The 19,137-nt window shown below is 61.8% G+C and carries 24 protein-coding genes; 18 read left to right on the forward strand and 6 right to left on the reverse strand.

Going from position 1 to position 19,137, the window contains the following annotated elements; genetic code table 11:
* Positions 1-555 precede the first annotated feature (555 nt).
* The 10 genes from ISP20_RS20400 to ISP20_RS20445 all read left to right on the forward strand — a co-directional run bounded on the left by ISP20_RS20400 (position 556) and on the right by ISP20_RS20445 (position 8,392).
* Positions 556-1,323, forward strand: coding sequence for a DKNYY domain-containing protein (locus ISP20_RS20400; RefSeq protein WP_204638038.1), 768 nt, complete (start codon positions 556-558; stop codon positions 1,321-1,323).
* Positions 1,324-1,455: 132 nt separating this feature from the next.
* Complete coding sequence (locus ISP20_RS20405; protein WP_204638040.1) at positions 1,456-2,064, forward strand: hypothetical protein; 609 nt, start codon at positions 1,456-1,458, stop codon at positions 2,062-2,064.
* Positions 2,065-2,254: 190 nt separating this feature from the next.
* Positions 2,255-2,743 (forward strand): energy transducer TonB, encoded by a 489-nt coding sequence (locus ISP20_RS20410; protein ID WP_204638042.1) that lies wholly within the window; start codon positions 2,255-2,257, stop codon positions 2,741-2,743.
* Between the two features lie 96 nt (positions 2,744-2,839).
* A complete protein-coding gene (locus ISP20_RS20415; protein WP_204638044.1) occupies positions 2,840-4,000 on the forward strand; it encodes an IS30 family transposase in 1,161 nt (386 codons plus the stop codon).
* Positions 4,001-4,407: 407 nt separating this feature from the next.
* Positions 4,408-5,058: a hypothetical protein gene (locus ISP20_RS20420; protein WP_204638045.1), complete on the forward strand. Its 651-nt coding sequence runs from the start codon at positions 4,408-4,410 to the stop codon at positions 5,056-5,058.
* A gap of 168 nt (positions 5,059-5,226) precedes the next feature.
* Positions 5,227-5,811 carry an NIF family HAD-type phosphatase gene (locus tag ISP20_RS20425; RefSeq protein WP_204638047.1) on the forward strand — a complete coding sequence of 195 codons (585 nt, stop codon included), beginning with the start codon at positions 5,227-5,229 and terminating at the stop codon, positions 5,809-5,811.
* Positions 5,812-6,076: 265 nt separating this feature from the next.
* Entirely contained in the window at positions 6,077-6,421 is a 345-nt protein-coding gene (locus ISP20_RS20430; RefSeq protein ID WP_204638049.1) for a hypothetical protein, read from the forward strand.
* 138 nt (positions 6,422-6,559) lie between these two features.
* The gene (locus tag ISP20_RS20435; RefSeq protein WP_204638051.1) at positions 6,560-6,874 is read left to right on the forward strand and encodes a HigA family addiction module antitoxin; all 315 of its coding nucleotides are present in this window, start codon (positions 6,560-6,562) and stop codon (positions 6,872-6,874) included.
* Positions 6,875-7,049: 175 nt separating this feature from the next.
* Positions 7,050-7,361, forward strand: a complete 312-nt coding sequence (locus ISP20_RS20440; protein WP_204638053.1) for a hypothetical protein — start codon at positions 7,050-7,052, stop codon at positions 7,359-7,361.
* A gap of 104 nt (positions 7,362-7,465) precedes the next feature.
* Positions 7,466-8,392 (forward strand): M14 family metallopeptidase, encoded by a 927-nt coding sequence (locus ISP20_RS20445; protein ID WP_204638054.1) that lies wholly within the window; start codon positions 7,466-7,468, stop codon positions 8,390-8,392.
* Between the two features lie 18 nt (positions 8,393-8,410).
* On the opposite strand, the gene ISP20_RS20450 is transcribed toward ISP20_RS20445, so the two are convergent.
* Together ISP20_RS20450 and ISP20_RS20455 are read right to left on the reverse strand one after the other, a co-directional pair.
* Positions 8,411-8,977, reverse strand: a complete 567-nt coding sequence (locus tag ISP20_RS20450; RefSeq protein ID WP_204638056.1) for a cytochrome P460 family protein — start codon at positions 8,975-8,977, stop codon at positions 8,411-8,413.
* 318 nt (positions 8,978-9,295) lie between these two features.
* A complete protein-coding gene (locus ISP20_RS20455; RefSeq protein WP_204638064.1) occupies positions 9,296-9,799 on the reverse strand; it encodes a DinB family protein in 504 nt (167 codons plus the stop codon).
* Between the two features lie 97 nt (positions 9,800-9,896).
* On the opposite strand from ISP20_RS20455, the gene ISP20_RS20460 reads away from it, so the two are divergent.
* Complete coding sequence (locus ISP20_RS20460) at positions 9,897-10,523, forward strand: TetR/AcrR family transcriptional regulator (protein ID WP_204638066.1); 627 nt, start codon at positions 9,897-9,899, stop codon at positions 10,521-10,523.
* A gap of 6 nt (positions 10,524-10,529) precedes the next feature.
* Here the strand turns inward: ISP20_RS20460 and ISP20_RS20465 are convergent, their stop codons facing one another.
* The 3 genes from ISP20_RS20465 to ISP20_RS20475 are packed head-to-tail and all read right to left on the reverse strand — an operon-like array spanning position 10,530 to position 13,412.
* Entirely contained in the window at positions 10,530-10,964 is a 435-nt protein-coding gene (locus ISP20_RS20465) for a MarR family winged helix-turn-helix transcriptional regulator (protein WP_204638071.1), read from the reverse strand.
* A complete protein-coding gene (locus ISP20_RS20470) occupies positions 10,961-12,403 on the reverse strand; it encodes an MFS transporter (RefSeq protein ID WP_204638072.1) in 1,443 nt (480 codons plus the stop codon). The genes ISP20_RS20465 and ISP20_RS20470 overlap by 4 nt, the downstream gene beginning before the upstream one ends.
* 43 nt (positions 12,404-12,446) lie before the next feature.
* A complete protein-coding gene (locus tag ISP20_RS20475; protein WP_204638073.1) occupies positions 12,447-13,412 on the reverse strand; it encodes a GlxA family transcriptional regulator in 966 nt (321 codons plus the stop codon).
* A 111-nt stretch (positions 13,413-13,523) separates the two neighbouring features.
* On the opposite strand from ISP20_RS20475, the gene ISP20_RS20480 reads away from it, so the two are divergent.
* From ISP20_RS20480 to ISP20_RS20490, 3 genes are all read left to right on the forward strand, one after another.
* Entirely contained in the window at positions 13,524-13,817 is a 294-nt protein-coding gene (locus ISP20_RS20480; RefSeq protein WP_204638074.1) for a superoxide dismutase, read from the forward strand.
* A 145-nt stretch (positions 13,818-13,962) separates the two neighbouring features.
* Positions 13,963-14,310 (forward strand): FxLYD domain-containing protein, encoded by a 348-nt coding sequence (locus ISP20_RS20485; RefSeq protein WP_204638075.1) that lies wholly within the window; start codon positions 13,963-13,965, stop codon positions 14,308-14,310.
* 114 nt (positions 14,311-14,424) lie between these two features.
* Complete coding sequence (locus tag ISP20_RS20490; RefSeq protein WP_204638076.1) at positions 14,425-14,811, forward strand: DUF1090 domain-containing protein; 387 nt, start codon at positions 14,425-14,427, stop codon at positions 14,809-14,811.
* A 54-nt stretch (positions 14,812-14,865) separates the two neighbouring features.
* Here ISP20_RS20490 and ISP20_RS20495 read toward each other — a convergent pair whose 3' ends face one another.
* A complete protein-coding gene (locus ISP20_RS20495) occupies positions 14,866-15,420 on the reverse strand; it encodes a lipocalin-like domain-containing protein (protein ID WP_204638077.1) in 555 nt (184 codons plus the stop codon).
* 138 nt (positions 15,421-15,558) lie between these two features.
* On the opposite strand from ISP20_RS20495, the gene ISP20_RS20500 reads away from it, so the two are divergent.
* The 4 genes from ISP20_RS20500 to ISP20_RS20515 all read left to right on the forward strand — a co-directional run bounded on the left by ISP20_RS20500 (position 15,559) and on the right by ISP20_RS20515 (position 18,996).
* The gene (locus tag ISP20_RS20500; RefSeq protein WP_204638078.1) at positions 15,559-16,476 is read left to right on the forward strand and encodes a LysR family transcriptional regulator; all 918 of its coding nucleotides are present in this window, start codon (positions 15,559-15,561) and stop codon (positions 16,474-16,476) included.
* A 161-nt stretch (positions 16,477-16,637) separates the two neighbouring features.
* Positions 16,638-17,159 carry a PepSY domain-containing protein gene (locus ISP20_RS20505; protein ID WP_204638079.1) on the forward strand — a complete coding sequence of 174 codons (522 nt, stop codon included), beginning with the start codon at positions 16,638-16,640 and terminating at the stop codon, positions 17,157-17,159.
* A 131-nt stretch (positions 17,160-17,290) separates the two neighbouring features.
* Positions 17,291-18,238 (forward strand): ABC transporter ATP-binding protein, encoded by a 948-nt coding sequence (locus ISP20_RS20510; RefSeq protein WP_204638080.1) that lies wholly within the window; start codon positions 17,291-17,293, stop codon positions 18,236-18,238.
* Positions 18,235-18,996, forward strand: a complete 762-nt coding sequence (locus ISP20_RS20515; protein ID WP_204638081.1) for an ABC transporter permease — start codon at positions 18,235-18,237, stop codon at positions 18,994-18,996. Before ISP20_RS20510 ends, ISP20_RS20515 begins: the two co-directional genes overlap by 4 nt.
* Positions 18,997-19,137 lie beyond the last annotated feature (141 nt).

Consider the following 19,137-nt stretch of genomic DNA (forward strand, 5'->3'; position numbering starts at 1 on the left):
ACTCACCTTGCTGCCATCGGTCCCATATCAGGGTCCGATCCGCGTCTGTGAAATGCTTCCGGGGCATAGCCATGGGCAACACTCCTCACGCTTGGGCGTCTATAGTGTGTTGCGTTGACCGGCTGAAGCCGCAACCCATAGCGGACCTTGCAAAGACTGGGACAAGACATCGCGATGTGCAGACGTAAGATCTTATGCGCCTTTTCCTGATCAGCCTGATCGGCTGCTCCCAGACTTTCTCGGCAGGTCCTGCTGGGACATCAGCCGACGGACAAACCTACTGCGTCAGTTATGATGGCCCTGGAAGACAATGCAAAACGCCGACATTCGGTGGCAAGGATTGGAAGGGTAAGTAACGATCAGCCGTTGCAGGTGGCTGTTGGTCCGCACCGCAACGAATGCAATGGCACCGTCATCGCGTTGAACATGTCTCAGGGAATGGCCCATAAGGTCGATTATCGAAAACTGTGAAGGTCCGCTTTGGATACGGAGCGAGCACTGGGCACCAATGAATGTTTGGGGGGAGATATGGGGTGCTGGCTCAAGCTGTCGAGAATGCTTGTCGCGGTTTTTGTAGTCCTTCTCTCGGCGTGCAGTCATTACACGGCGATCAATGGCATGCCGGCCTATCACCGTGGCCTAAGCGACGACAGCAGGGGATACTCGGCCCAAATTGACGGCGCCGATCCGAAGACCTTTCGGATACTTGCCGGGGGCGGCTACGCGAAGGATCGCAATTCGGTTTATTGGAGCGGAACGCCTGTCCCCGAAGCCCACACACAAACATTCAAGGCCTTGTCGGGCGCGTATGGCAAGGATGACGCCAACGCGTTCTACGACGGGCAACCTATTCCGGGGGTAGATCTATCATCATTTGAGCTGATGTCCGGCGGCGGTGCACGGGATGAAGGCGCCATCTACAATGGCCAGCGACGAACCCAGGCATGTGACTCGAAGACCTATAAAGTTTTGAAAGCCCCTTGGTACGCGGACAGTCGGTGCGTTTACGTCATGGGCAAACAACTTACGGACGTTGACCGGAGCACATTCAAAGTCATCAATTCTGTTTACGGAATGGATGCGACGCACGTTTATATGTTCGATAAGCAATTGCCAGGTGCCGATCCGTTTACGTTCAAGATCATCGGCAACATGTACGAGGAGGACGTAGCGCACGTCTACTATGAGTCTCGTTTAGTTCCGGGGGCGGATCCTGTCACATTTCATCCCAATGACGCTGGCTCCCCAGAAGCGCGGGACCAGCATCGTTGCTATCGGCGAGGGCTGGAGGTGGACTGCAACACATTGGGTAGCGGCCGTTAGTCGTTACACGATTTGGCGCACGGGAATTGTCCGCTCCCGGCCCTTAGCAGACGTTACGATGGTTTGAAGCGACCGCATTCAAGCCATGGGTGAACCCAAGAGCGGATCAATCACAGGGAACAGGGGAGTGTGATGGAACGGTTGTTGAAACTGCGCTTGGCGGCCTATCTTTGGCTCGTGTCGTGTTTACTCGTGCCGGGGGTCACTCCGGCCTCCACGCCGACCTCGCAAACCATCGCCCGACCCACGTCGGTCGAAGATGAAGCCGGCTGGTCTGCCTATCTGCGCACCATGGTGCAACAGAACAGCGAAGGCCTGACCCAAAGCCGGTCATACTTGTTCTTTGTGCCCGCCGGAACTGACATGGCGACCGTACTTGGACGACAACGCCTGGCTCAGGAGCTGAAGGACGTAGCTGCCCGCCGCGTGCTGCCAGGCAATCTAGTGGCGTTTGGCGGTCCGGATACGACAGCCACCGCGGATACCGTCGTCGATGCCTTGCTTACCGCCGAACCGGATTGGGCCAAGGGCGCGATCTTGCTTTTTGTGGGTTCGCCCGTGGACAGGGCGCGCGTGTTCGATGCCTTGCGCACCAGTGGAGCGACGCTGCGCTTTGCGGACATGTCCGGCAGCCAACCGGTGACAGTTGCCGTCACGAGTGCCCCACTGCCCAATTTCATCCCGCCACCGCCACCGCCACCGCCACCGCCACCGCCACCGCCGCCGCCGCCGCCGCGTTGAATTTCCGCCTTCGACCCATAGCAGACGTGAGTCATAGCCCATGAGTCACGTGAGTTAGACCTAACGGCTGGGCTCACGATGCGAAGCAAAAGGGAGGTCGACATCAAAAGACGTTTGCTGAGGCAGGTCTTCGCAATTGCCTTGGCAGCCGCGACAATTCGCACCGTTTGAAGCATCCAGTGGAGGGAAGATGAAAGTCGGAAAAAGCGGCATGGGTCTGAAGATGGCCGGCTTCCTGTGCGTCGCCGGCGCGGCCATGGCGGCGTGGACAGCAGGCGCTTACGCGCAGGACCAGACGCCACCAGATCAGCAAAGCGTTTCGGACGGCACAAAACCTCCTGTTCACTTCTATTCGCTAGGTGGCTTTGCGCCAAAGCAAATGCACCACACGTGCACGAACACCTCTACTTCCCCGGACCCCCGGCCGATGTATCCGGCCCAAGCGATCCGACAACATCATGAGGGCACGGTTCTGGTCATGGCCAAGGTTGGCGTGGATGGGACAGTGATCGACGCCACCGTGGAACAGAGCAGCGGCTACCGGGAGCTGGACGAGAGCGCCGTCAATGCGACCAGTTGCAGGAAGTTCCGTCCCAAGTTCCGAGACGGTGCCCCGGTCATCTCCTGGACTCGCGTACCGGTCAATTTTTCTCTGAACAAGCCGACTGCGATGCCCTAACGTGACGTGGGCACGGGTCATGTCTGCTTTCGACTGCGGATTCAGCCGGTCGTTGCAACACACTAAAGACTGCGCGAGCAGCGGGAGTGTTGCAAGATGTCACAACGACCTGCGATTCATTACACCGACACCCAGATTGGCCTGATGTGGGATCGCTGGCAACGAGGTGAATCACTTCACCAGATTGCCCGGCTTTTTGACCGGCATCACTCCTCAGTCCGCCGGATCCTGGCAGAGACCGGTGGCATCCGGCCTACCAGGCGCCACAGGTCGGATCGGGTGCTGACGCTGGGCGAGCGCGAGGAGATTTCCAGGGCGCTGATAGCCGGCCAATCGATTCGCTGCGTGGCGGCCCAGCTGCGCCGTGCACCGTCGACGATCAGCCGGGAGATCCAACGCAATGGCGGGTCGGACCGTTATCGAGCCAACTGCGCCGATCAATGCGCATGGGATCGGGCCCGACGCCCCAAGCCCTGCAAATTGGCCCGACACCGAGTCCTTGCGCGCTTAGTAGCCGCTAAGCTTCAACAGCAATGGGCGCCGGAGCAGATTGCCGGCTGGCTCAAACGAACCTATCCGGGGAACGAGGCGCTTCAGGTGTCTCACGAAACGATCTATCGCAGCCTCTTCATTCAGACGCGCGGAGCCCTTAAAAAGGAGCTCTTGGCGCAGCTTCGACGCACGCGAGCCATGCGTCGCTCACGGCATCACACTCAGAAGGGCGATGATCATGCGCAGATCACCGGCGCCATCTCGATCCGCGAACGTCCTGCCGATGTCGAGGATCGAGCCGTACCCGGCCATTGGGAGGGCGATCTATTGTTTGGCGGCAGAAATAGCCAGATCGCCACGCTGGTGGAACGATGGTCGCGCTATGTCGTGCTGGTGAAGCTGGACAATAGGGACAGCGAGACAGTGGTCAATGCATTGATCAAGCAAGCGGACAAGCTGCCGCGCGAGTTGTATCGATCGCTGACCTGGGATCTCGGGTCCGAGATGGCTCAACATCATCGCTTTACATTGGCGACGGACATCAAGGTCTACTTCTGCGATCCGTACAACCCTTGGCAACGGGGATCGAACGAGAACACCAACGGACTTCTGAGGCAGTATTTTCCCAAGGGAATGGATCTATCCGGGTTCACACAGGCGCAGCTCGACGCTGTGGCAAGGCGCTTGAACGGACGGCCAAGGAAAACACTAAACTACGAAACACCGGCTGAGCGATTTCATCAAACTGTTGCAACGACCGGCTGAATCCGCAACCCGTAGCGGACATGCTCGCTGGCAACAACTAAGGGGTTAAGCATGGAAATGGTGAGACTGACCAGCTTCCAGACACATAGAGACGGTGGCTCGGTTAGTACCTCGTTTGCGGGCACCGATGGCTGCGAATACACACTGAAAATTCCCTGGCACCGTTTCCATTCTTCAATCGACTCCACCTTTTGCGGAGTGTTCGGCCGGTGAAACGAAGGGGTACGCGAAAAGGTCTGGCTGTTCGCGCTGGGCAAGTACCATCGGTGCGATGGCTTGCATGGTTGCTCGCGATGCTAGCTTCGGCCTCGCCAGCGCACGCCGATTGCCTGAATTGGGCCCATTACCTGGGTAGCCCTCGTCACGGCCTTATCTATGCGGGAACTGTCGGTGACCATTCTGTCCGAATGCTGCTTCACCTTGATGGGGACACCAGCCGCTTTACCGGAGCCTATGGCTATTCCGACCAGCCCGGTACCTTGGCATTGACTGGCAGCCTTCGCCCTGGTGGCGCAGGCATAGACTTGGTTGAGGACGATCAGAAAGGTCGTGAAACTGGCCGATTTGAGCTGGAGATTTTTCGGGCGAGTCGATTCGGAGAGACAAGTAACCCATTGCCCGGCTGCGACAACCTTGCAGGCGAGTGGTTGCCGATGCGGGGCGGAAAAGCATCCCCTGTGTCCCTCCACCTAGATAGCGAACTGGATCCTGCATACGACCAGTGGCAGCGATTGAATGATGAGACGGCGTACATATTGCGGCGGGCCATGCTGGAGAAGGACGCGGTAACCTTTGCTTCATTGCTGCGATATCCTTTCTTCAGTGAGCGGGGCCTGGGTGTTGCCAGTGTCTGGAAAAGCCCCCAGGAGGTCGTCATGCACTACAAGGACATCGTGCTTTTTCCTAAGGAGGCCATCAGGAACGCGGTTCCCCACTTTCTTGCTAGTGGCGCAGACCAGAGCACTTTCATGAATCGCTCTGTGACCATCTATCAGGGTAAGGTCATACGTGTATGCGAAGCCGCGTGTCCGGTGATTCCGCCTCTTGCCAACTATTGAACGGCTGCTGATCACAATCAGCGCGCACGGTTGAGGGAGGTCGCAAAGCGTTTTCGACGGTGGCGTCTCCTACCATTAGGATTTCACCAACTGGGAGGCGCGCTAAGGACCGCTTCCAACCCGAAGCAGACATCGCAGAAACTCGGGCAGCGAGGAAGTAGAGGCGGCGTGGATCAACAGCACTTATTGATACTCGATCTGGACGAAACGTTGGTTCATGCAACCGACGTACCGTTGCCGCGCGCCCCGGACTTCGAGATTCCGCCCTATGCCCTCTATCTTCGGCCAGGAGTTGGCGAGTTCCTTGATTGGGCGCTGACGACGTTCAAGGTGGCCGTGTGGACATCGTCTTCGCCGAAGTATGCGGAGATTGTCACAAGCCTTTTGTTTGAAGACCTGTCGAAGCTTGAGTTTGTGTGGGCCAGAGACAGATGCACGCCACGCCGCGACTTTGAACGAGATGTCTGGTGGGATTCGAAGCCACTACACAAGGTTAGGCGCCGTGGCTTTGACTTGCGGAGAGTCCTTGCGGTTGACGACAACCCTGAAAAGTACGCCCGAAGTTACGGTAACCTGGTCGCGGTATCGCCCTATCACGGCAGCTTGGACGATGATGAGTTGCCTCATCTAAGGCGATACTTAGAACAGTTGGCCATCCATCCAAACGTCCGTAGTGTGGAAAAACGCTTTTGGCGCCGTCGCCTGGAGGATGCCGGCAGGTCATCGTCGGAAGAGCGGGACGGGGGTGGTTAGATCGCACGGCCATTGTTCGAATCGGCTATTTCCGTTCCGTTCGCTGCTGCTCAGCCCTCACACTCGCCTGCGGTCACGCGGACATCTATCTCGCCCAACCCTGACAGACGATGCCAACCCTGCTTGTTAGGGTCAGCCAGTCATTCGCGCTGTCGTGTTGCACGGCCTCGCGAATGACCATGACTACCAAGTCATGAGACGCGGGCCGTGAGTGCGTCCAACACCCACGACCCGCTAACCATCACCAACTGAGATGGAGTTGATCATGGCTACCCGCGATCATACGGGACGCATTCGCTCGTCCGTTCCCCCTGACGACACCCTCACTCCTCCGCCTGATGACCCGTCTTCCACGGCGGCGGCATGGCCAGAGACCCTGCGTCATGGCACTCGCGGCGACATCGCCCTGGCGGTGCTCGCCCTCACGCGCTTGCGCCTCGACAGCGAACAGTGCCGCCACGCGCAGGCACGGGGATTCCCCGGCAGACCGCTGCCCTGGCCGCTTCCCGTGGCCGTCACGGCCAGCTTGGGTACGGCGATCCACTGCCTCCAGCAATACGCCCGCCTGCTCGGTAACGAGCCACGAGTGAACACACCACGCCTCCGATGATCGCCGTTACGGCGCATCGGCCGGCATGGCGATGCGCCTCTTTCGGGCAATCACCGACGAAGCTGCCAAGCATTCACTGACACGGAGCGCTGTAAGCGCCTATCCGCCGCGTGGCCGTGTCCGACAGGAAGAACAGTTATGGAACTGATCCAACTCACTCCGCATTCGGAAGTGGACCCTTCGCAACCCCTGCGAGCCCCCGGCGACATCCTGCTGCACGCCTACCTGATCCCAGGCGCGCTCAACCCCGCCCAGCTGGCCCGTCGATCCGGCATCCCCTCCGATCACATCAAAGCCTTCATCGCCGACACCCACCCCATTACCCCCAAGACCGCGCTGCGCCTATCCCTCATCTTCGACACCACCGCCTTCTACTGGTTGGCACTTCAGGCCCGATACGATCTGGAGAGGGCGAAGCCTGCGATGCGCGCCTATCGTCCTCTCGTTGATTGAGGGCAAGCGCACGACAAACGGGACGGAGGCAGTTAAATCCCAGCTCCATTGTTCGAATTCACTGCTTCCGTCCCGTTTGCTTGTGAGTGGACATGGGTGGGCCGGGTTGCGTCGGTTGGGGATTCGCTTGGGGCCTTTCAGCAGAAGCGTTGCCAATTGGGCCTACAATCGCCCGATGGAATATCAACTCGTCATCAAGTTCTGGCGCAAGTCTCTGGCCGACGAGGCCTTCCTCGCAACGATCGAGGGACGGCTGAAGGAAGTCTTGGGCAAGACGGTCGAGCTGGAGGGCTACGATGTGAGTCCGAAAGAGATCAATCTTTTCATGCTCGCGTCCGACCCGCGCCATTCCTTTCGACGCGTGAAAGATGTGCTGGAAGAGTTGGGTATTCTGAGTGGGGTTTCCGCGGCTTTTCGTGTGGCAGGTGGAACCCAGTTCACGTCCATCTGGCCGCTGCGTGCCACGCGCAAGTTCAGGCTGCCGTAGTGGTGCTCGCCCCCTTTGTAAGCAGCGATGCCGGCCAGCGTGCTGCCGCTGGCCCGTCCTCCGAATGCTAAAGTACGCCGATCCCACCATCGCGGTTTTCAAGCATGAGCAGCGACGCTTTCTATCCCATCGGTACACCCGGACAGCCCTGGGGCGCGGCGGAACTGGCGCAATGGCGCGCGCTGCGCGTCAAGCAGCGTAGCTACGCGGACGATGTGCTGCGCGCCATCGAACCGCTGCGCGAGCAGTTCGATGTGGTCGAGTACGGTGCGCTCGATTATGGCGATGAGCACTATCCGCTGGTCTCCCTTCGCAGCCGCGACTGGCGCGAGGATCTGCCGGTGTTGCTGGTGACGGGCGGTGTGCACGGTTATGAAACCAGTGGCGTGTATGGCGCGTTGCAGTTCGTGCAACAGCATGGTCACGACTATGCCGGTCGCGCCAATCTGTTGGTGGTGCCCTGTGTGAGTCCCTGGGCGTACGAGCGGGTCAATCGCTGGAATCCCGACGCGCTCGACCCCAATCGCAATTTTCGCAAGGACAGCCCGGCGGGCGAGTCGGCTGCGTTGATGAACCTGTTGGAGCCGTTGCGCGATGTCGTGCTGATGCATATCGATCTGCACGAAACCACCGACTCCGACGAGTCGGAGTTCCGCCCGGCGCTGGCCGCGCGCGACGGCAAGGCATTCGAGCCGGGCGAGGTTCCCGACGGGTTCTACCTGGTCGACGACGCCGATCGTCCGCAGCCCGAATTCCAGCAGGCAGTCATCGAAGCGGTAGCGAAGGTCACGCATATCGCGGATGCCGACGCCCGCGGCGAAATCATCGGCTCGCCCTTGCTGTTGCCGGGCGTGATCAAGTTTCCGGTGAAGCAGTGGAGTCTGTGCGCCGGCATCACCAACGCACGCTACGCCACCACTACCGAGGTCTACCCGGACAGCCCGCGCGCCACGCCGCAGCAATGCAACGATGCCCAGGTGGCGGCGGTGCGTGCGGCGGTCGATTACGCGCTGGCGCACCGTACCGTGTGACGCGACGGCCGGTCCCGATCAACGCTTCTGGTAGGGATGGAAGATGTGGTCCTTTGCAGCCACTTTGACGTGGCATGCATGGCCGCAATCGGAAACGCCGGTCGGGTCGGCCGTGAACATGTCAGTGGGTGCGTCGTAGTCGAACAGCGCGTAACCCCAGCCGCCGCTCTTGGGGTACTTCTTGCTGTCCTTCTCGATCAGGAAGGCCTGGGTGAATACGTCGGGCACGTCCACCACAAACGGCGCCTCCGTGCTCTTCTTGAACTTCCACTGCAGCTTGGCGATCTTGGAGCCGTCGGGGAAGGGCTTGCCATTGCCCGGGATGCCGGATTTATAGGCGTTGATCATGATCGGGTTGGCGACGATCACCTTCAGCACTTCGTCGGTTCGCGCGGAAGAAACGACCGACCAGTCTTCATAGCCCTTGAAGTCGGAGAACGGAATACCGCTGGGTGATACCAGCGTGTACTTGTCGGCGCTACGGGCACCGGCCTTGCCCTTGTCCTGCGCATAAAGCGCCGTTCCCGCCAGGACGGCGAGCACGGCGGCAGCTATCGCGATGGTGAGCTTGCTTGGACGCTTCATGGCTGATCCTCGGTCGTGGACTAGCGTGTTGTTCGCGCAGCACTGCTGCACGACAACGCCAGCCCTGCGGGATCCCGCCGCGACGCAGCGCTTCCGCAGGGAGCTTGCCAATGGCAATCCCCTGGTCTGCGATGACAAACCAATAGACCGGGCAAATCCATAAGACGAAGGTGTCGGCTGTCGCCTCTCCCGGTGCGACACACACGCCGGCGCGCGAGAACCGATACCAAGGTGGGATCGACAGCTTCAAGCGACTGGCGCAGCTTGGAGAGTTGCGCGATGCGGACACGCGACGTCCCTGGCGCCACTCGCGCGGATTCACGCAGCCGCTCGCCCTCTCGAAGCCGGCTCCGACTCGTGCAGATAGGTGGTGAAGCCATCCTTTGCCGGTGGCAGCGCATTGAGCAGCATGAGCGCGCTGACCTGCCCGCGATGACCGATGCCATGGGTAATCACATGCATCAGCATCTCCTCGCGCGACATGCGGCCCGGGGCACCGTCCGTGAAAGTGAAGTCGATGCGCTCTTCAAGTTGATCGCGGTCGAGTGCCGCGACGTAATCGACGTACTCCCGATCGCTCCGCCTGATCTCGTCGGATAGCTGCGCCAATGTCGGCAGCTCGTTCGCGTTCGCCGACGGGTAGGCGTGAGGCGTTCGGCGCAGGTGTGCCGCGAAGATGCGGTCGACGATATAGCTGTGGCTCAACGCCTTGATCGCCAGACCGGTGATTTGGGAACTGGCGTCGAGCTTTGCCAACGCGGTCAATAGCGCGTCGTTCGCCCAGGCCTTGTAGTGAAACAATCGTTGCGTGGTGTCGTGCATATCCCGTCTCCTGAAGACTGTCACTGCGTGCAAGTACACAACACCAAGAATATGAGCGATTATTCGCTTTCGGTACTCGCATTGGTGGCGCATCAAGATGACGCGAAAACCACTCACCAAGCCCAGGAAAACCGCCTCGCAGGAGCGCTCGCGGGCCACTGTCGACGCGTTGGTGGAAGCGACCGCTCGCATTCTGGTCAAGGAAGGCTTCGACAAAGCCAGCACCAACCACATCGCCGAGGTGGCGGGCGTGAGCGTCGGCTCGCTCTATCAATATTTCCCCACCAAGGAGGCGTTGGTCGCTGCCGTAGTCGAGCGCCATCAGCAGGAGATCACGCAGACGGTGCGGGGCGAACTCGCGGACGTGCTGGCCCAGCCGGTGGAGAAAGCCGTGCGCATGCTGGTCGAAGTCGCCGTGCGGGCGCACCGCGTCGACCCCAGGCTGCATCGCGTGGTGGCGGAGCAGCTTCCGCGCGTGGGTGAGCTGGAGAAGCTGGCGACGTTCAATCGCGAGAACTTCACGCTGTTCCGCGCGTACCTGGAGAACCATCGGGACGAGCTGCGCGTCGATGATCTGGAGCTGGCGTCGTTCGTCTGCGTGACGACCATCGAAGCGCTGACGCATAACGCAGTCCTGCATCACGCAAAGGCGATGCCGGACGAACGAATGGACAAGCTCATCGACGAGGCCACCCGCCTCGTTACCCGCTATCTGCTCGGATAGCCGCGCTTACTCGCGATTGATCCGCTCGATGATCCGGCGCAGATGCGCGAGATCGGTTTTGGAAAGCTCCCGCACAGCGGTGGGCGCTTCATCGCGCACCGAACGGTGAGCCAAATCGACCAGCTTGCGGCCCGCCGGTGTGATCGAGACGAGTTTCGCGCGCCGGTTGTCCGGATGCGGATGGCGCTCGACCAGGCCGCGATCCTCAAGAGCGTTGACCGCGACCGTGGTGGCCGGCGCGTCGCTATCGGTCATATCGGCAAGCTGCTTCAAGGTGAGTGGCGCATCGAGGAGCCGCTTCAGGACGCGCACGCGGCTGAAGGGCAGGCCGGTGGCCACGCTCACTTTCCGGCGCCATTCGCCGCGGGTTTCCCACACCATCGCCACCAGCACCTGCCAGATGCTGTCGGCTTCGCTGTGGTTGTTTGCATCCTTGGTCAAGCGGTTGCTCCGGTTGGTGCTTCTTCCAGCAGATGCGCAGCGTGGCGGGTGGTGTCGCGCGCCCAGCGCGTGTTGGACAGACAGGCCAACAGCAGTACGGTAACGCCGCCGCCGCTCACCATCCACCAGAACGGATGCGAGGCTTCCGCAAAACCACTGTGAATGTGCGTACCCAGGATGGTACCGGCAAGGGCCACGCCCAGCGACGCACCGACCTGCCGGCTGGTGGAAGCCACCGCCGCCGCCAGCCCCGACTGGGCCTTGGGCATGCCCGACACCGCCGTATTGGTGATCGGCGCATTCACCATGCCGAAGCCGACGCCGAACAACGCGTAGTTGAACAACAGGATCGGCAGCGGCGTGGTGGCGGTCAGCTGCGTCATGATCAGCGCGCTGACGATGGTGGCGCTGCCGGAAACCAGCAACGAGGGAAGCGTGCCGTGCGTACCCACCAGCCGCCCGGAGAGCGGCGAGCAAAGCATGGTCGCCAGCGCGAGCGGCAAGGTGCACAAGCCGGTGTGGAATGCCGACAGGCCACGCACTTCCTGCAAGTACAGCGCATTGAGGAAGAGAAAGCCGGAGAACGCCGAGAAGCTGCACACCGCGATCAAGGTGGCGCTGCTGAAGGGTGCGCTGCGAAAGAAGCGCACGTCGATCAGCGGCTCATGGCGCCGGGGTTCGTAGACAAGCAAGGCGATCAGTGCCAGCGCGGCGGTGGTGAACAAGCCGACGATGGTGGTCGAGCCCCAGCCTGCATGCGGGCCTTCGATCACCGCATAGGTCACCGTGGCCAGGATGACGAACACCAGCAGCTGCCCGAGTGGATCCACGCGGCGTGGACGTGGTGCCTTGGATTCGGGGATATAGCGCGCAGCCAGCACCATCGCGGCGATTCCCACGGGCAGGTTGACCCAGAAGATCGAGCGCCAGCCGATGGTCTCGGTGAGCGCGCCGCCAATCACCGGACCCAATGCCATCGAGATGCCCGCGACGGCGCCCCAGACGCCGATGGCGCGTGCGCGCTCCTTCGGTTCGTGGAAGGTATTGGCGATGATCGACATGGCGACCGGATTGAGCATCGTCGCACCCAGCGCCTGCAGGATGCGAAAGGCGACCAGGCCCTGGACACTGGGCGCCACGCTGCACAGCAGCGAGCCCAGCGTGAACAGCGCCATGCCGATCTGGAAGACGCGGCGCCGCCCGAACCGGTCGGCCATCGAGCCGGCCAGCATCAACAGGCTCGCCACCACCATGGTGTAGGCATCGATCACCCATTGCAGCCCCGAGATAGACGCATGCAGGTCTTGCCGGATCGAGGGCAGCGCGACGTTCACGATGGTGACGTCCATCGCCACCATCAGCAGGCTCAGGCAGCAGATACCCAGGATGAGGTTCGGATGGGCCGCGGGCCGGCCGGTGGTGCCAATAGTTGTTTTCATACAACTATTGTTGATCAACAACCTTTTGGCGTCAACGGGCCGGTCAGCGCAGATCGGCGCGCAGCTCGCGCACGCCCCGCCCAAGGCGTTGACGCAGCAGGGTGCGCAAGGTGGCGCCGTCGATGTAACCGACCTCGGCCGCGATGGCATCGATGTCCATGCCGCTGCCGTGAAGCAGGGATTGCGCGCGTTCGACGCGAAGGTCCTGGAAATAATCCAGCGGCGATTTGCCCAGCACCGCCTGGCAACGGCGTTGCAACGAACGCGCGCTGGTGGCCAAGGCAGCGGCGGCCTGCTGCAACGAGAAACCCTGCTTGAGGTGATCGCGTGCCCAGCGTTCAAAACGGAGAATGAGCGGGTCGGCCTGGGCCAGGTGATTGGGAATGATGTAAGGCGCCTGCGTCGTGCGAATGTCGGCGAGCAGATAGCGCGACACCAGCGCGGCCAGCTCCGGGCTGGCTTTGCGGATCAGCCAGAGCGTGAGATCGAGATGCCCCATCGCCGCGCCCGCCGTCACGCCGATATCGGTAGGCACCAGCATGCGCGACTCGTCGAGCAGCACGTTCGGATAGCGCTGCCGGAACAGGGGCGCCAGCCACCAGGTGGTGGTGGCCGCGCGATGATCGAGCAGTCCCGCTTCCGCCACCACGAACGTGCCGATGCACGATGCCGCGATCTGCGCGCCCTCGGCATGCCATGCCAGCAACTGGGCCTTGGCCTGCCGGATATCCGGGCGCGCCAGGGCCGGCACCAACAGCTCCGGCGTGCCGGTGCCCAACGCCGGCACGATCACCCAGTCCGGTTTGAGTTCGGGCGTGATGGCCTGCACCGGTATCGAAAACCCCTGGCCCGTCCGGACCTTCTTCCGCACGCCGACGATCGACACCTCGAAACGCGGCGTGCCGCCCATTTGCAGTGTGGAGAAACGGTTGGCGATGGCGAATGCGTCCAGCGCCACGGTGAGGCCGGTGTCGAACAGACCCTCGAGCGCGAGGATGGCGATGCGCATGGCGTAAATGGCCTCAAAGTTGTCATTTACGACAATACCCCTTTGCCCGCCCGGCGACTAGATTTCGCCTCGTTGCACAACGCAATGCCCGTCCCAACGAGGAGATCACCCATGAAAGTTTTCGCTATCGGCACGATCACCAGCCCGCCCACCGCGGAACAACAGCAGCAGATCATGCCCAAGGAGGTTCCCCACACCCTGCAGCTTTACCTCGACGGCAAGATCGAGCAGTTCTGGTTTCGCCAGGACCGGCCCGGCGTGATCTTCCTGATGAGCGTGGCGTCGGTGGAGGCGGCCAAGGCCGAGGTGGACCGGCTTCCGCTGACGGAAGGCGGCTTCATGACGTTCGAGCTGATCCCGGCCGGCCCACTCGCTCCGCTCGGTCGCCTGATTCAGGGCGGTTGAACGCGGCGACGCAGAACGGTGGCAGCGAAAGGATGCTCCGTTTGGAGGGGCATCCTTCTGCGTGCGCTGCGTAGCACTTTCGATGGCTGAAAGCGGGTCCGCTTCGTCTAATCTATGCGCCCCTTTGCATGCCTCGATGTGCCCGATGAATCTGCGTTCCGCCGCTGTATCGCTGTTGCTCTTGTTGTGTGTGGCCTCGTCGACGGCGGTTGCCGGCGAGCCGTTGAAACATCGCGTCCGCGTCGGCTCCTATCGGGTCGAGCGGGATGTCACGCCGGGTCGCAACAAGATCGTGGGTACCTTGACCAATGTCAGCCACACACCGGTTCACACGGCGAAAGTTCGTTTCAGGTTGTTCGATGCCAAGGGGCATGCGGTGGGGCAGGCCGTGGATGAAGTGCACGACCTGGGCGCGGGTCAGACGTGGAAGTTCCATGCGCGGGCGCGCGGCAACGTGAGCCGGGCCAGGCTCGTGAGCGTCGAGGCGAGATAACCGGCGCATTGGGTTGGCGACCGTGAAGCGAGGAAGGTGCACCCCTGGCGCGAATGCGCGACCATGGCAAGGCATCGCCTCACTGCCCGGTTTCCCCAACCCAAGGAGTTGCGCATGAAGATGTCCCTCCCGTTCGTGCTGCTGATGGCCTCCCTCAGTCCCGCGCTGGCGCTCGCCCAATCCGGCGGATGCGATGCCAAGCGGCAGTCGATCGAAAACGAGATTGCCTATGCGCAGGACCACGGCAACACCGCCCGCGTGCAGGGGCTGCAGAAGGCGCTTGCCGCGGTGAAGACGCACTGCACGGATGCTTCCTTGCGCAGTGCGGCCGGGCAAAAGGTGGCCAAGGCCCAGGAAAAGCTGCAGGACCGTCAGCATGAACTGCAAGCCGCCAAGGACCAGGGCAAGAGCGCGCAGAAGATCGCCGACCGCCAGCGCAAGGTCGACGATGCGCACGCCGACTTGCAGCAAGCCATGATGGACGCCGAACAGATGCCGTGATGGCGGTTCGCACTCCGTGAGGCCTCGGCATGTCCGAGGCCCCAGGTGACGTGATCAGGAGTGCACGCGCCGCCACACGACTTCGCCATGCGCGCCTTCGGAGGCGCCGCTGGTCGGCTTGGCCACGGTATAGGTGAGCTCGTCGCCGTTGATGGTGTAATGCGAGTCGCCGTTCTTGCCGTCCCAGTTCGGGAACGATGCGCGCAGGATCTGGCTGTGCATGACCATGCCGCTGGCGCTCACGTGGCCAAAGTGCGCGTTGCTGTCCATCGATGCGGCGCGGTATTCGTCAGGCGTGCCCTTGGATTTGTCGTTCGCCGCGAACGGCATGCGCTGGGCGCGCACGATCTGCATCATGTAGTCGCCCTGCGCATCGATCAGCCACATGCCTTCGGGATGGGGGCCATAGAGCTCCACGCGGTGTCCATCGGGATAGACGTTGTCGCAGCGCACCAGCGTCCACGCGCCGATCAACTCCTTCGGCACCGGGCCGTGGTCGGCGGGTTTCATCATCGCGTCCTGGGCGGGCGCGGCTGCCAGGACCGATGAGCTGAGCAAAAGTGCGAGGACGGAGGCGAGCAGGGCGGGTTTGGCGTGTGACATGGACATGGCGACACCTTGCGTGGGGTGGGTGTCCGAGATCGTCCCCGTCCCGCGCCATTTTGATAATGGGCCTGGATCTTTATTGACCTTCAAATGGCATTTGAAGATGATCCGGCCTGTGACCCGCCGTCAGGACTGGACCTCATGAACCGCTTCAGCGACATGCAGCTCCTCGTGGACGCGGCCGATCTGAGCAGCCTCTCGGCCGCCGGGCGTCGGGCGGGACTCTCGCCTGCCGCTGCCAGTGCTTGCGTGCAACGCGTCGAGGCGATGCTCGGTGCGCGTCTGTTCGAGCGCACCACGCGCCAATTGCGATTGACCGACGAAGGCCGGATCTATATCGCGTCGTGCCGGGTCGCCATCGAGACCATGCGCGAAGCGGAGCGTGCCGTGCGCAGTGGCACCGACGCCGTCAGTGGCACGCTGCGGGTGTCCTCGCCATCGGACCTGGGGCGCAACCTGCTGGTGGATATCCTCGACCAGTTCATGACCTTGCACCCGGACGTGCGCGTCGTGCTCACCTTGTCCGATTCGTTGTCGCGCTTCGTGCCCGACGACATCGATGTGGCCATTCGGGTGGGGAAACTGCAGGACAGCGAGCTGGTCGCACGTCACCTGGCCGATAGCTGGCGCGTGGTGAGCGCATCGCCGGCTTGCATCGAAGCGCACGGCATGCCCGAACATCCCGAAGATCTCGCCGAGCTGCCCACGCTGGTGCTCACCACCAACGCAGGGCCACGCAATGAATGGCGGCTGGGCGATACGGTGGTGCGGGTGCGGCGATACCACGAAAGCACCGACAGCGAAGTGATACGCCGCTGGGCCGTGTTGGGCCGCGGTTTTGCCTATCGCCAGCTGTGGGCCGTGGCGACGGATGTGCGCGAAGGTCGCCTGAAGCTGATCAACGCTCCCGCGTGGTCCGCGCCCGCGCCGATCCACGCGATGTATCACCCCAACGCATTCCAGCCGCCACGCGTGCGCCGATTCGTCGACTTCCTGCACGCCGAAATGCAGCGACGGCTTCCTACCGATGAAGCCGTTGAATTTGCATCGTCGCGATGATGGCGCTGGGCGCTGGCGTTGCCATGCATTCATTTCGCAGGCGTTTTCAATCGATCCTTGATGAATCGGCCGTAAGTGTCACGAGCGCGTTCACGCAGACTTGAACAGCCCGTCGGCTGGCCCGGTCACACCATGCCGCGCCAACCGAAGGAGTGTTCACCATGATCAAGCGCGTACTGCCCCTAACGATCGGAACGTTGATAGGACTGTCGATGACCGCTGCGGTGTTTGCGCAGGACATGCCCGCCACCGCACGCTCCGCCAGCGCCACGCAAACGACCGAGACCACCACCACGGTCACCACCTGGACGAGCCAGCCGCCCACGGGTGCCTTGACCGAGGACGCCATCAAGACCTCGATCGCCAACGCCGGCTACAAGGAAGTGAAGGACCTGAAGTTCAAGGATGGCGTGTGGCGCAGCGAAGCCCGCGGCGGCAACAAGAAGTGGGTCAAGCTCGCGGTGGGGCCGGTGAACGGCAAGGTGTATCCCGCCGATGCACCGTCCAAGCTCAACGAGAACGAAGTGACCGCACAGCTGGCCACGGCCGGTTTCCAGAACGTCAAGCACGTGAAGTTCGAAGAAGGCCTGTGGAGCGCCGATGCCAAGAGCCGCGGCGGCAACGCGGTGAACGTGCTGGTCGATCCCACCGATGGCAGCGTGGTGGCCCGGTCGCACGATTGACATCGCTCACCTGCGATAGTGGAAGCGAGGCCCGGCGCGGGATCGCGCCGGGCCTTGTGCTTTGTGCGGGCGGATATTGAATACCGGGCGTAGAATCCCTATGGATGAATGCGTTCAACCCAAGGGACCTCATGAGCGACCAGGCTATTTCAACGCCAAACGCGGTTTCCATCCGAGCGATCAGCAAGACCTATCAAAGCGGCTTCCAGGCGTTGAAGACCGTTGACCTAGACATTCGACGCGGTGAGATCTTTGCGCTGCTTGGCCCGAACGGCGCGGGCAAGACCACCTTGATCAGCATCGTCTGCGGCATCGTCAGGCCCAGCGGCGGCGCTGTGCTGGTGGATGGCCACGATGTGCAGCGCGACTATCGCGTCACCCGCTCGAAGATCGGCCTGGTGCCGCAAGAGCTGTCCACTGATGCATTCGAGACGGTGTGGGCCTCGGTGCGATTCAGCCGTGGCCTGTTCGGCCGCGAGCGGAACGACGACCATATCGAAAAGGTCTTGCGCGACCTGTCGCTGTGGGACAAGAAAGACGCCAAGATCATGACCTTGTCCGGCGGCATGAAGCGTCGCGTGCTGATCGCCAAGGCGCTGGCGCATGAGCCCAGCATCCTGTTCCTGGACGAACCCACGGCCGGCGTCGACGTGGAGTTGCGCCATGACATGTGGGAGATGGTGCGCAAGCTGCGCGAGACCGGTGTCACGGTGATTCTGACCACGCACTACATCGAGGAGGCCGAAGAAATGGCCGACCGCGTGGGCGTGATCACGCGCGGCGAGCTCATCCTGGTGGAAGAGAAGGATGTGCTGATGCGCAAGCTGGGCAAGAAGCAGCTGTCCATCACGCTGCAGACGCCGATGCAGGCGCTGCCAGAAGGACTGGATGCCTCCGGTCTGGCGCTGGCCGACGACGGCGCCACACTGATCTATACGTTCGATACCCAGGGCGAAGACACCGGCATCGCCGAACTGCTGCGCAAGCTGGCCGAGCGCGGCGTGGATTTCAAGGATCTGCATACATTGGAAAGTTCACTCGAAGACATCTTCGTCAGCCTCGTGCGGGGTGCGCCATGAACCTTCCCGCCATTCGCGCCATCTACCGCTTCGAGATGGCCCGCACCTTCCGCACCCTGACCCAGAGCATCGTGTCGCCGGTGTTGTCGACGTCGCTGTACTTCATCGTGTTCGGCACCGCGATCGGTTCGCGCATGGGCGAGATCGGCGGCACCAGCTACGGCGCTTTCATCATTCCGGGCTTGATCATGCTGTCGCTGCTCAACGAGAGCATCTCCAATGCCTCGTTCGGCATCTATCTGCCGAAGTGGTCGGGCACCATCTATGAGCTGCTCTCCGCACCCGTGTCGCCCATGGAGGGAGTGCTGGGCTATGTCGGGGCGGCCGCTTCCAAGTCCGTGATGCTCGGGCTGCTGATCCTGGTGACGGCGCGTTTCTTCGTGCCGTACAGCATCCTGCATCCGGGCTGGATGATCGTGTTCCTGCTGCTCACCGCGGTCACCTTCAGCCTGTTCGGTTTCATCATCGGACTGTGGGCGGACGATTTCCAGAAACTGCAGGTGATTCCGCTGATGGTGGTCACGCCGCTCACCTTCCTGGGCGGCGCGTTCTATTCCATCGGCATGCTGCCGCCGTTCTGGCAGAAGGTGGCGCTGTTCAATCCGGTGGTCTACCTGATCAGCGGATTTCGCTGGAGCTTCTACGGACACTCCGACGTCAATGTCGTGCTTAGTGCAGGCATGACGCTGGGCTTCCTGCTGCTGTGTGCGTTTGCTGTCGCGTGGATTTTCCGGACGGGGTACAAGTTGCGCTCCTGAAAACTCCTGGGTTTTCGCGAGACCACCTACACCGTCATTCCGGCGCAGGCCGGAATCCAGTGGACTCTGTGTCGAGTTTTCGCGAGGCCCTGGAAGCACTGATAGGTGTCGCGACAACCTCGCGTGGTCGCCACTGGATTC

This window comes from Dyella kyungheensis, from assembly GCF_016905005.1.
GTDB lineage: Bacteria > Pseudomonadota > Gammaproteobacteria > Xanthomonadales > Rhodanobacteraceae > Dyella > Dyella kyungheensis.

Excerpts from the sequence above, each read along its gene's own strand:
- ISP20_RS20400 (WP_204638038.1), top strand. The coding sequence starts at position 556 with ATGCTTGTCGCGGTTTTTGTAGTCCTTCTCTCGGCGTGCAGTCATTAC.
- ISP20_RS20405 (WP_204638040.1), top strand. The coding sequence starts at position 1,456 with ATGGAACGGTTGTTGAAACTGCGCTTGGCGGCCTATCTTTGGCTCGTG.
- ISP20_RS20410 (WP_204638042.1), top strand. The coding sequence starts at position 2,255 with ATGAAAGTCGGAAAAAGCGGCATGGGTCTGAAGATGGCCGGCTTCCTG.
- ISP20_RS20415 (WP_204638044.1), top strand. The coding sequence starts at position 2,840 with ATGTCACAACGACCTGCGATTCATTACACCGACACCCAGATTGGCCTG.
- ISP20_RS20420 (WP_204638045.1), top strand. The coding sequence starts at position 4,408 with ATGCTGCTTCACCTTGATGGGGACACCAGCCGCTTTACCGGAGCCTAT.
- ISP20_RS20430 (WP_204638049.1), top strand. The coding sequence starts at position 6,077 with ATGGCTACCCGCGATCATACGGGACGCATTCGCTCGTCCGTTCCCCCT.
- ISP20_RS20435 (WP_204638051.1), top strand. The coding sequence starts at position 6,560 with ATGGAACTGATCCAACTCACTCCGCATTCGGAAGTGGACCCTTCGCAA.
- ISP20_RS20440 (WP_204638053.1), top strand. The coding sequence starts at position 7,050 with ATGGAATATCAACTCGTCATCAAGTTCTGGCGCAAGTCTCTGGCCGAC.
- ISP20_RS20445 (WP_204638054.1), top strand. The coding sequence starts at position 7,466 with ATGAGCAGCGACGCTTTCTATCCCATCGGTACACCCGGACAGCCCTGG.
- ISP20_RS20450 (WP_204638056.1), bottom strand. The coding sequence starts at position 8,977 with ATGAAGCGTCCAAGCAAGCTCACCATCGCGATAGCTGCCGCCGTGCTC.
- ISP20_RS20455 (WP_204638064.1), bottom strand. The coding sequence starts at position 9,799 with ATGCACGACACCACGCAACGATTGTTTCACTACAAGGCCTGGGCGAAC.
- ISP20_RS20460 (WP_204638066.1), top strand. The coding sequence starts at position 9,897 with ATGACGCGAAAACCACTCACCAAGCCCAGGAAAACCGCCTCGCAGGAG.
- ISP20_RS20470 (WP_204638072.1), bottom strand. The coding sequence starts at position 12,403 with ATGAAAACAACTATTGGCACCACCGGCCGGCCCGCGGCCCATCCGAAC.
- ISP20_RS20475 (WP_204638073.1), bottom strand. The coding sequence starts at position 13,412 with ATGCGCATCGCCATCCTCGCGCTCGAGGGTCTGTTCGACACCGGCCTC.
- ISP20_RS20480 (WP_204638074.1), top strand. The coding sequence starts at position 13,524 with ATGAAAGTTTTCGCTATCGGCACGATCACCAGCCCGCCCACCGCGGAA.
- ISP20_RS20485 (WP_204638075.1), top strand. The coding sequence starts at position 13,963 with ATGAATCTGCGTTCCGCCGCTGTATCGCTGTTGCTCTTGTTGTGTGTG.
- ISP20_RS20490 (WP_204638076.1), top strand. The coding sequence starts at position 14,425 with ATGAAGATGTCCCTCCCGTTCGTGCTGCTGATGGCCTCCCTCAGTCCC.
- ISP20_RS20495 (WP_204638077.1), bottom strand. The coding sequence starts at position 15,420 with ATGTCCATGTCACACGCCAAACCCGCCCTGCTCGCCTCCGTCCTCGCA.
- ISP20_RS20500 (WP_204638078.1), top strand. The coding sequence starts at position 15,559 with ATGAACCGCTTCAGCGACATGCAGCTCCTCGTGGACGCGGCCGATCTG.
- ISP20_RS20505 (WP_204638079.1), top strand. The coding sequence starts at position 16,638 with ATGATCAAGCGCGTACTGCCCCTAACGATCGGAACGTTGATAGGACTG.
- ISP20_RS20510 (WP_204638080.1), top strand. The coding sequence starts at position 17,291 with ATGAGCGACCAGGCTATTTCAACGCCAAACGCGGTTTCCATCCGAGCG.
- ISP20_RS20515 (WP_204638081.1), top strand. The coding sequence starts at position 18,235 with ATGAACCTTCCCGCCATTCGCGCCATCTACCGCTTCGAGATGGCCCGC.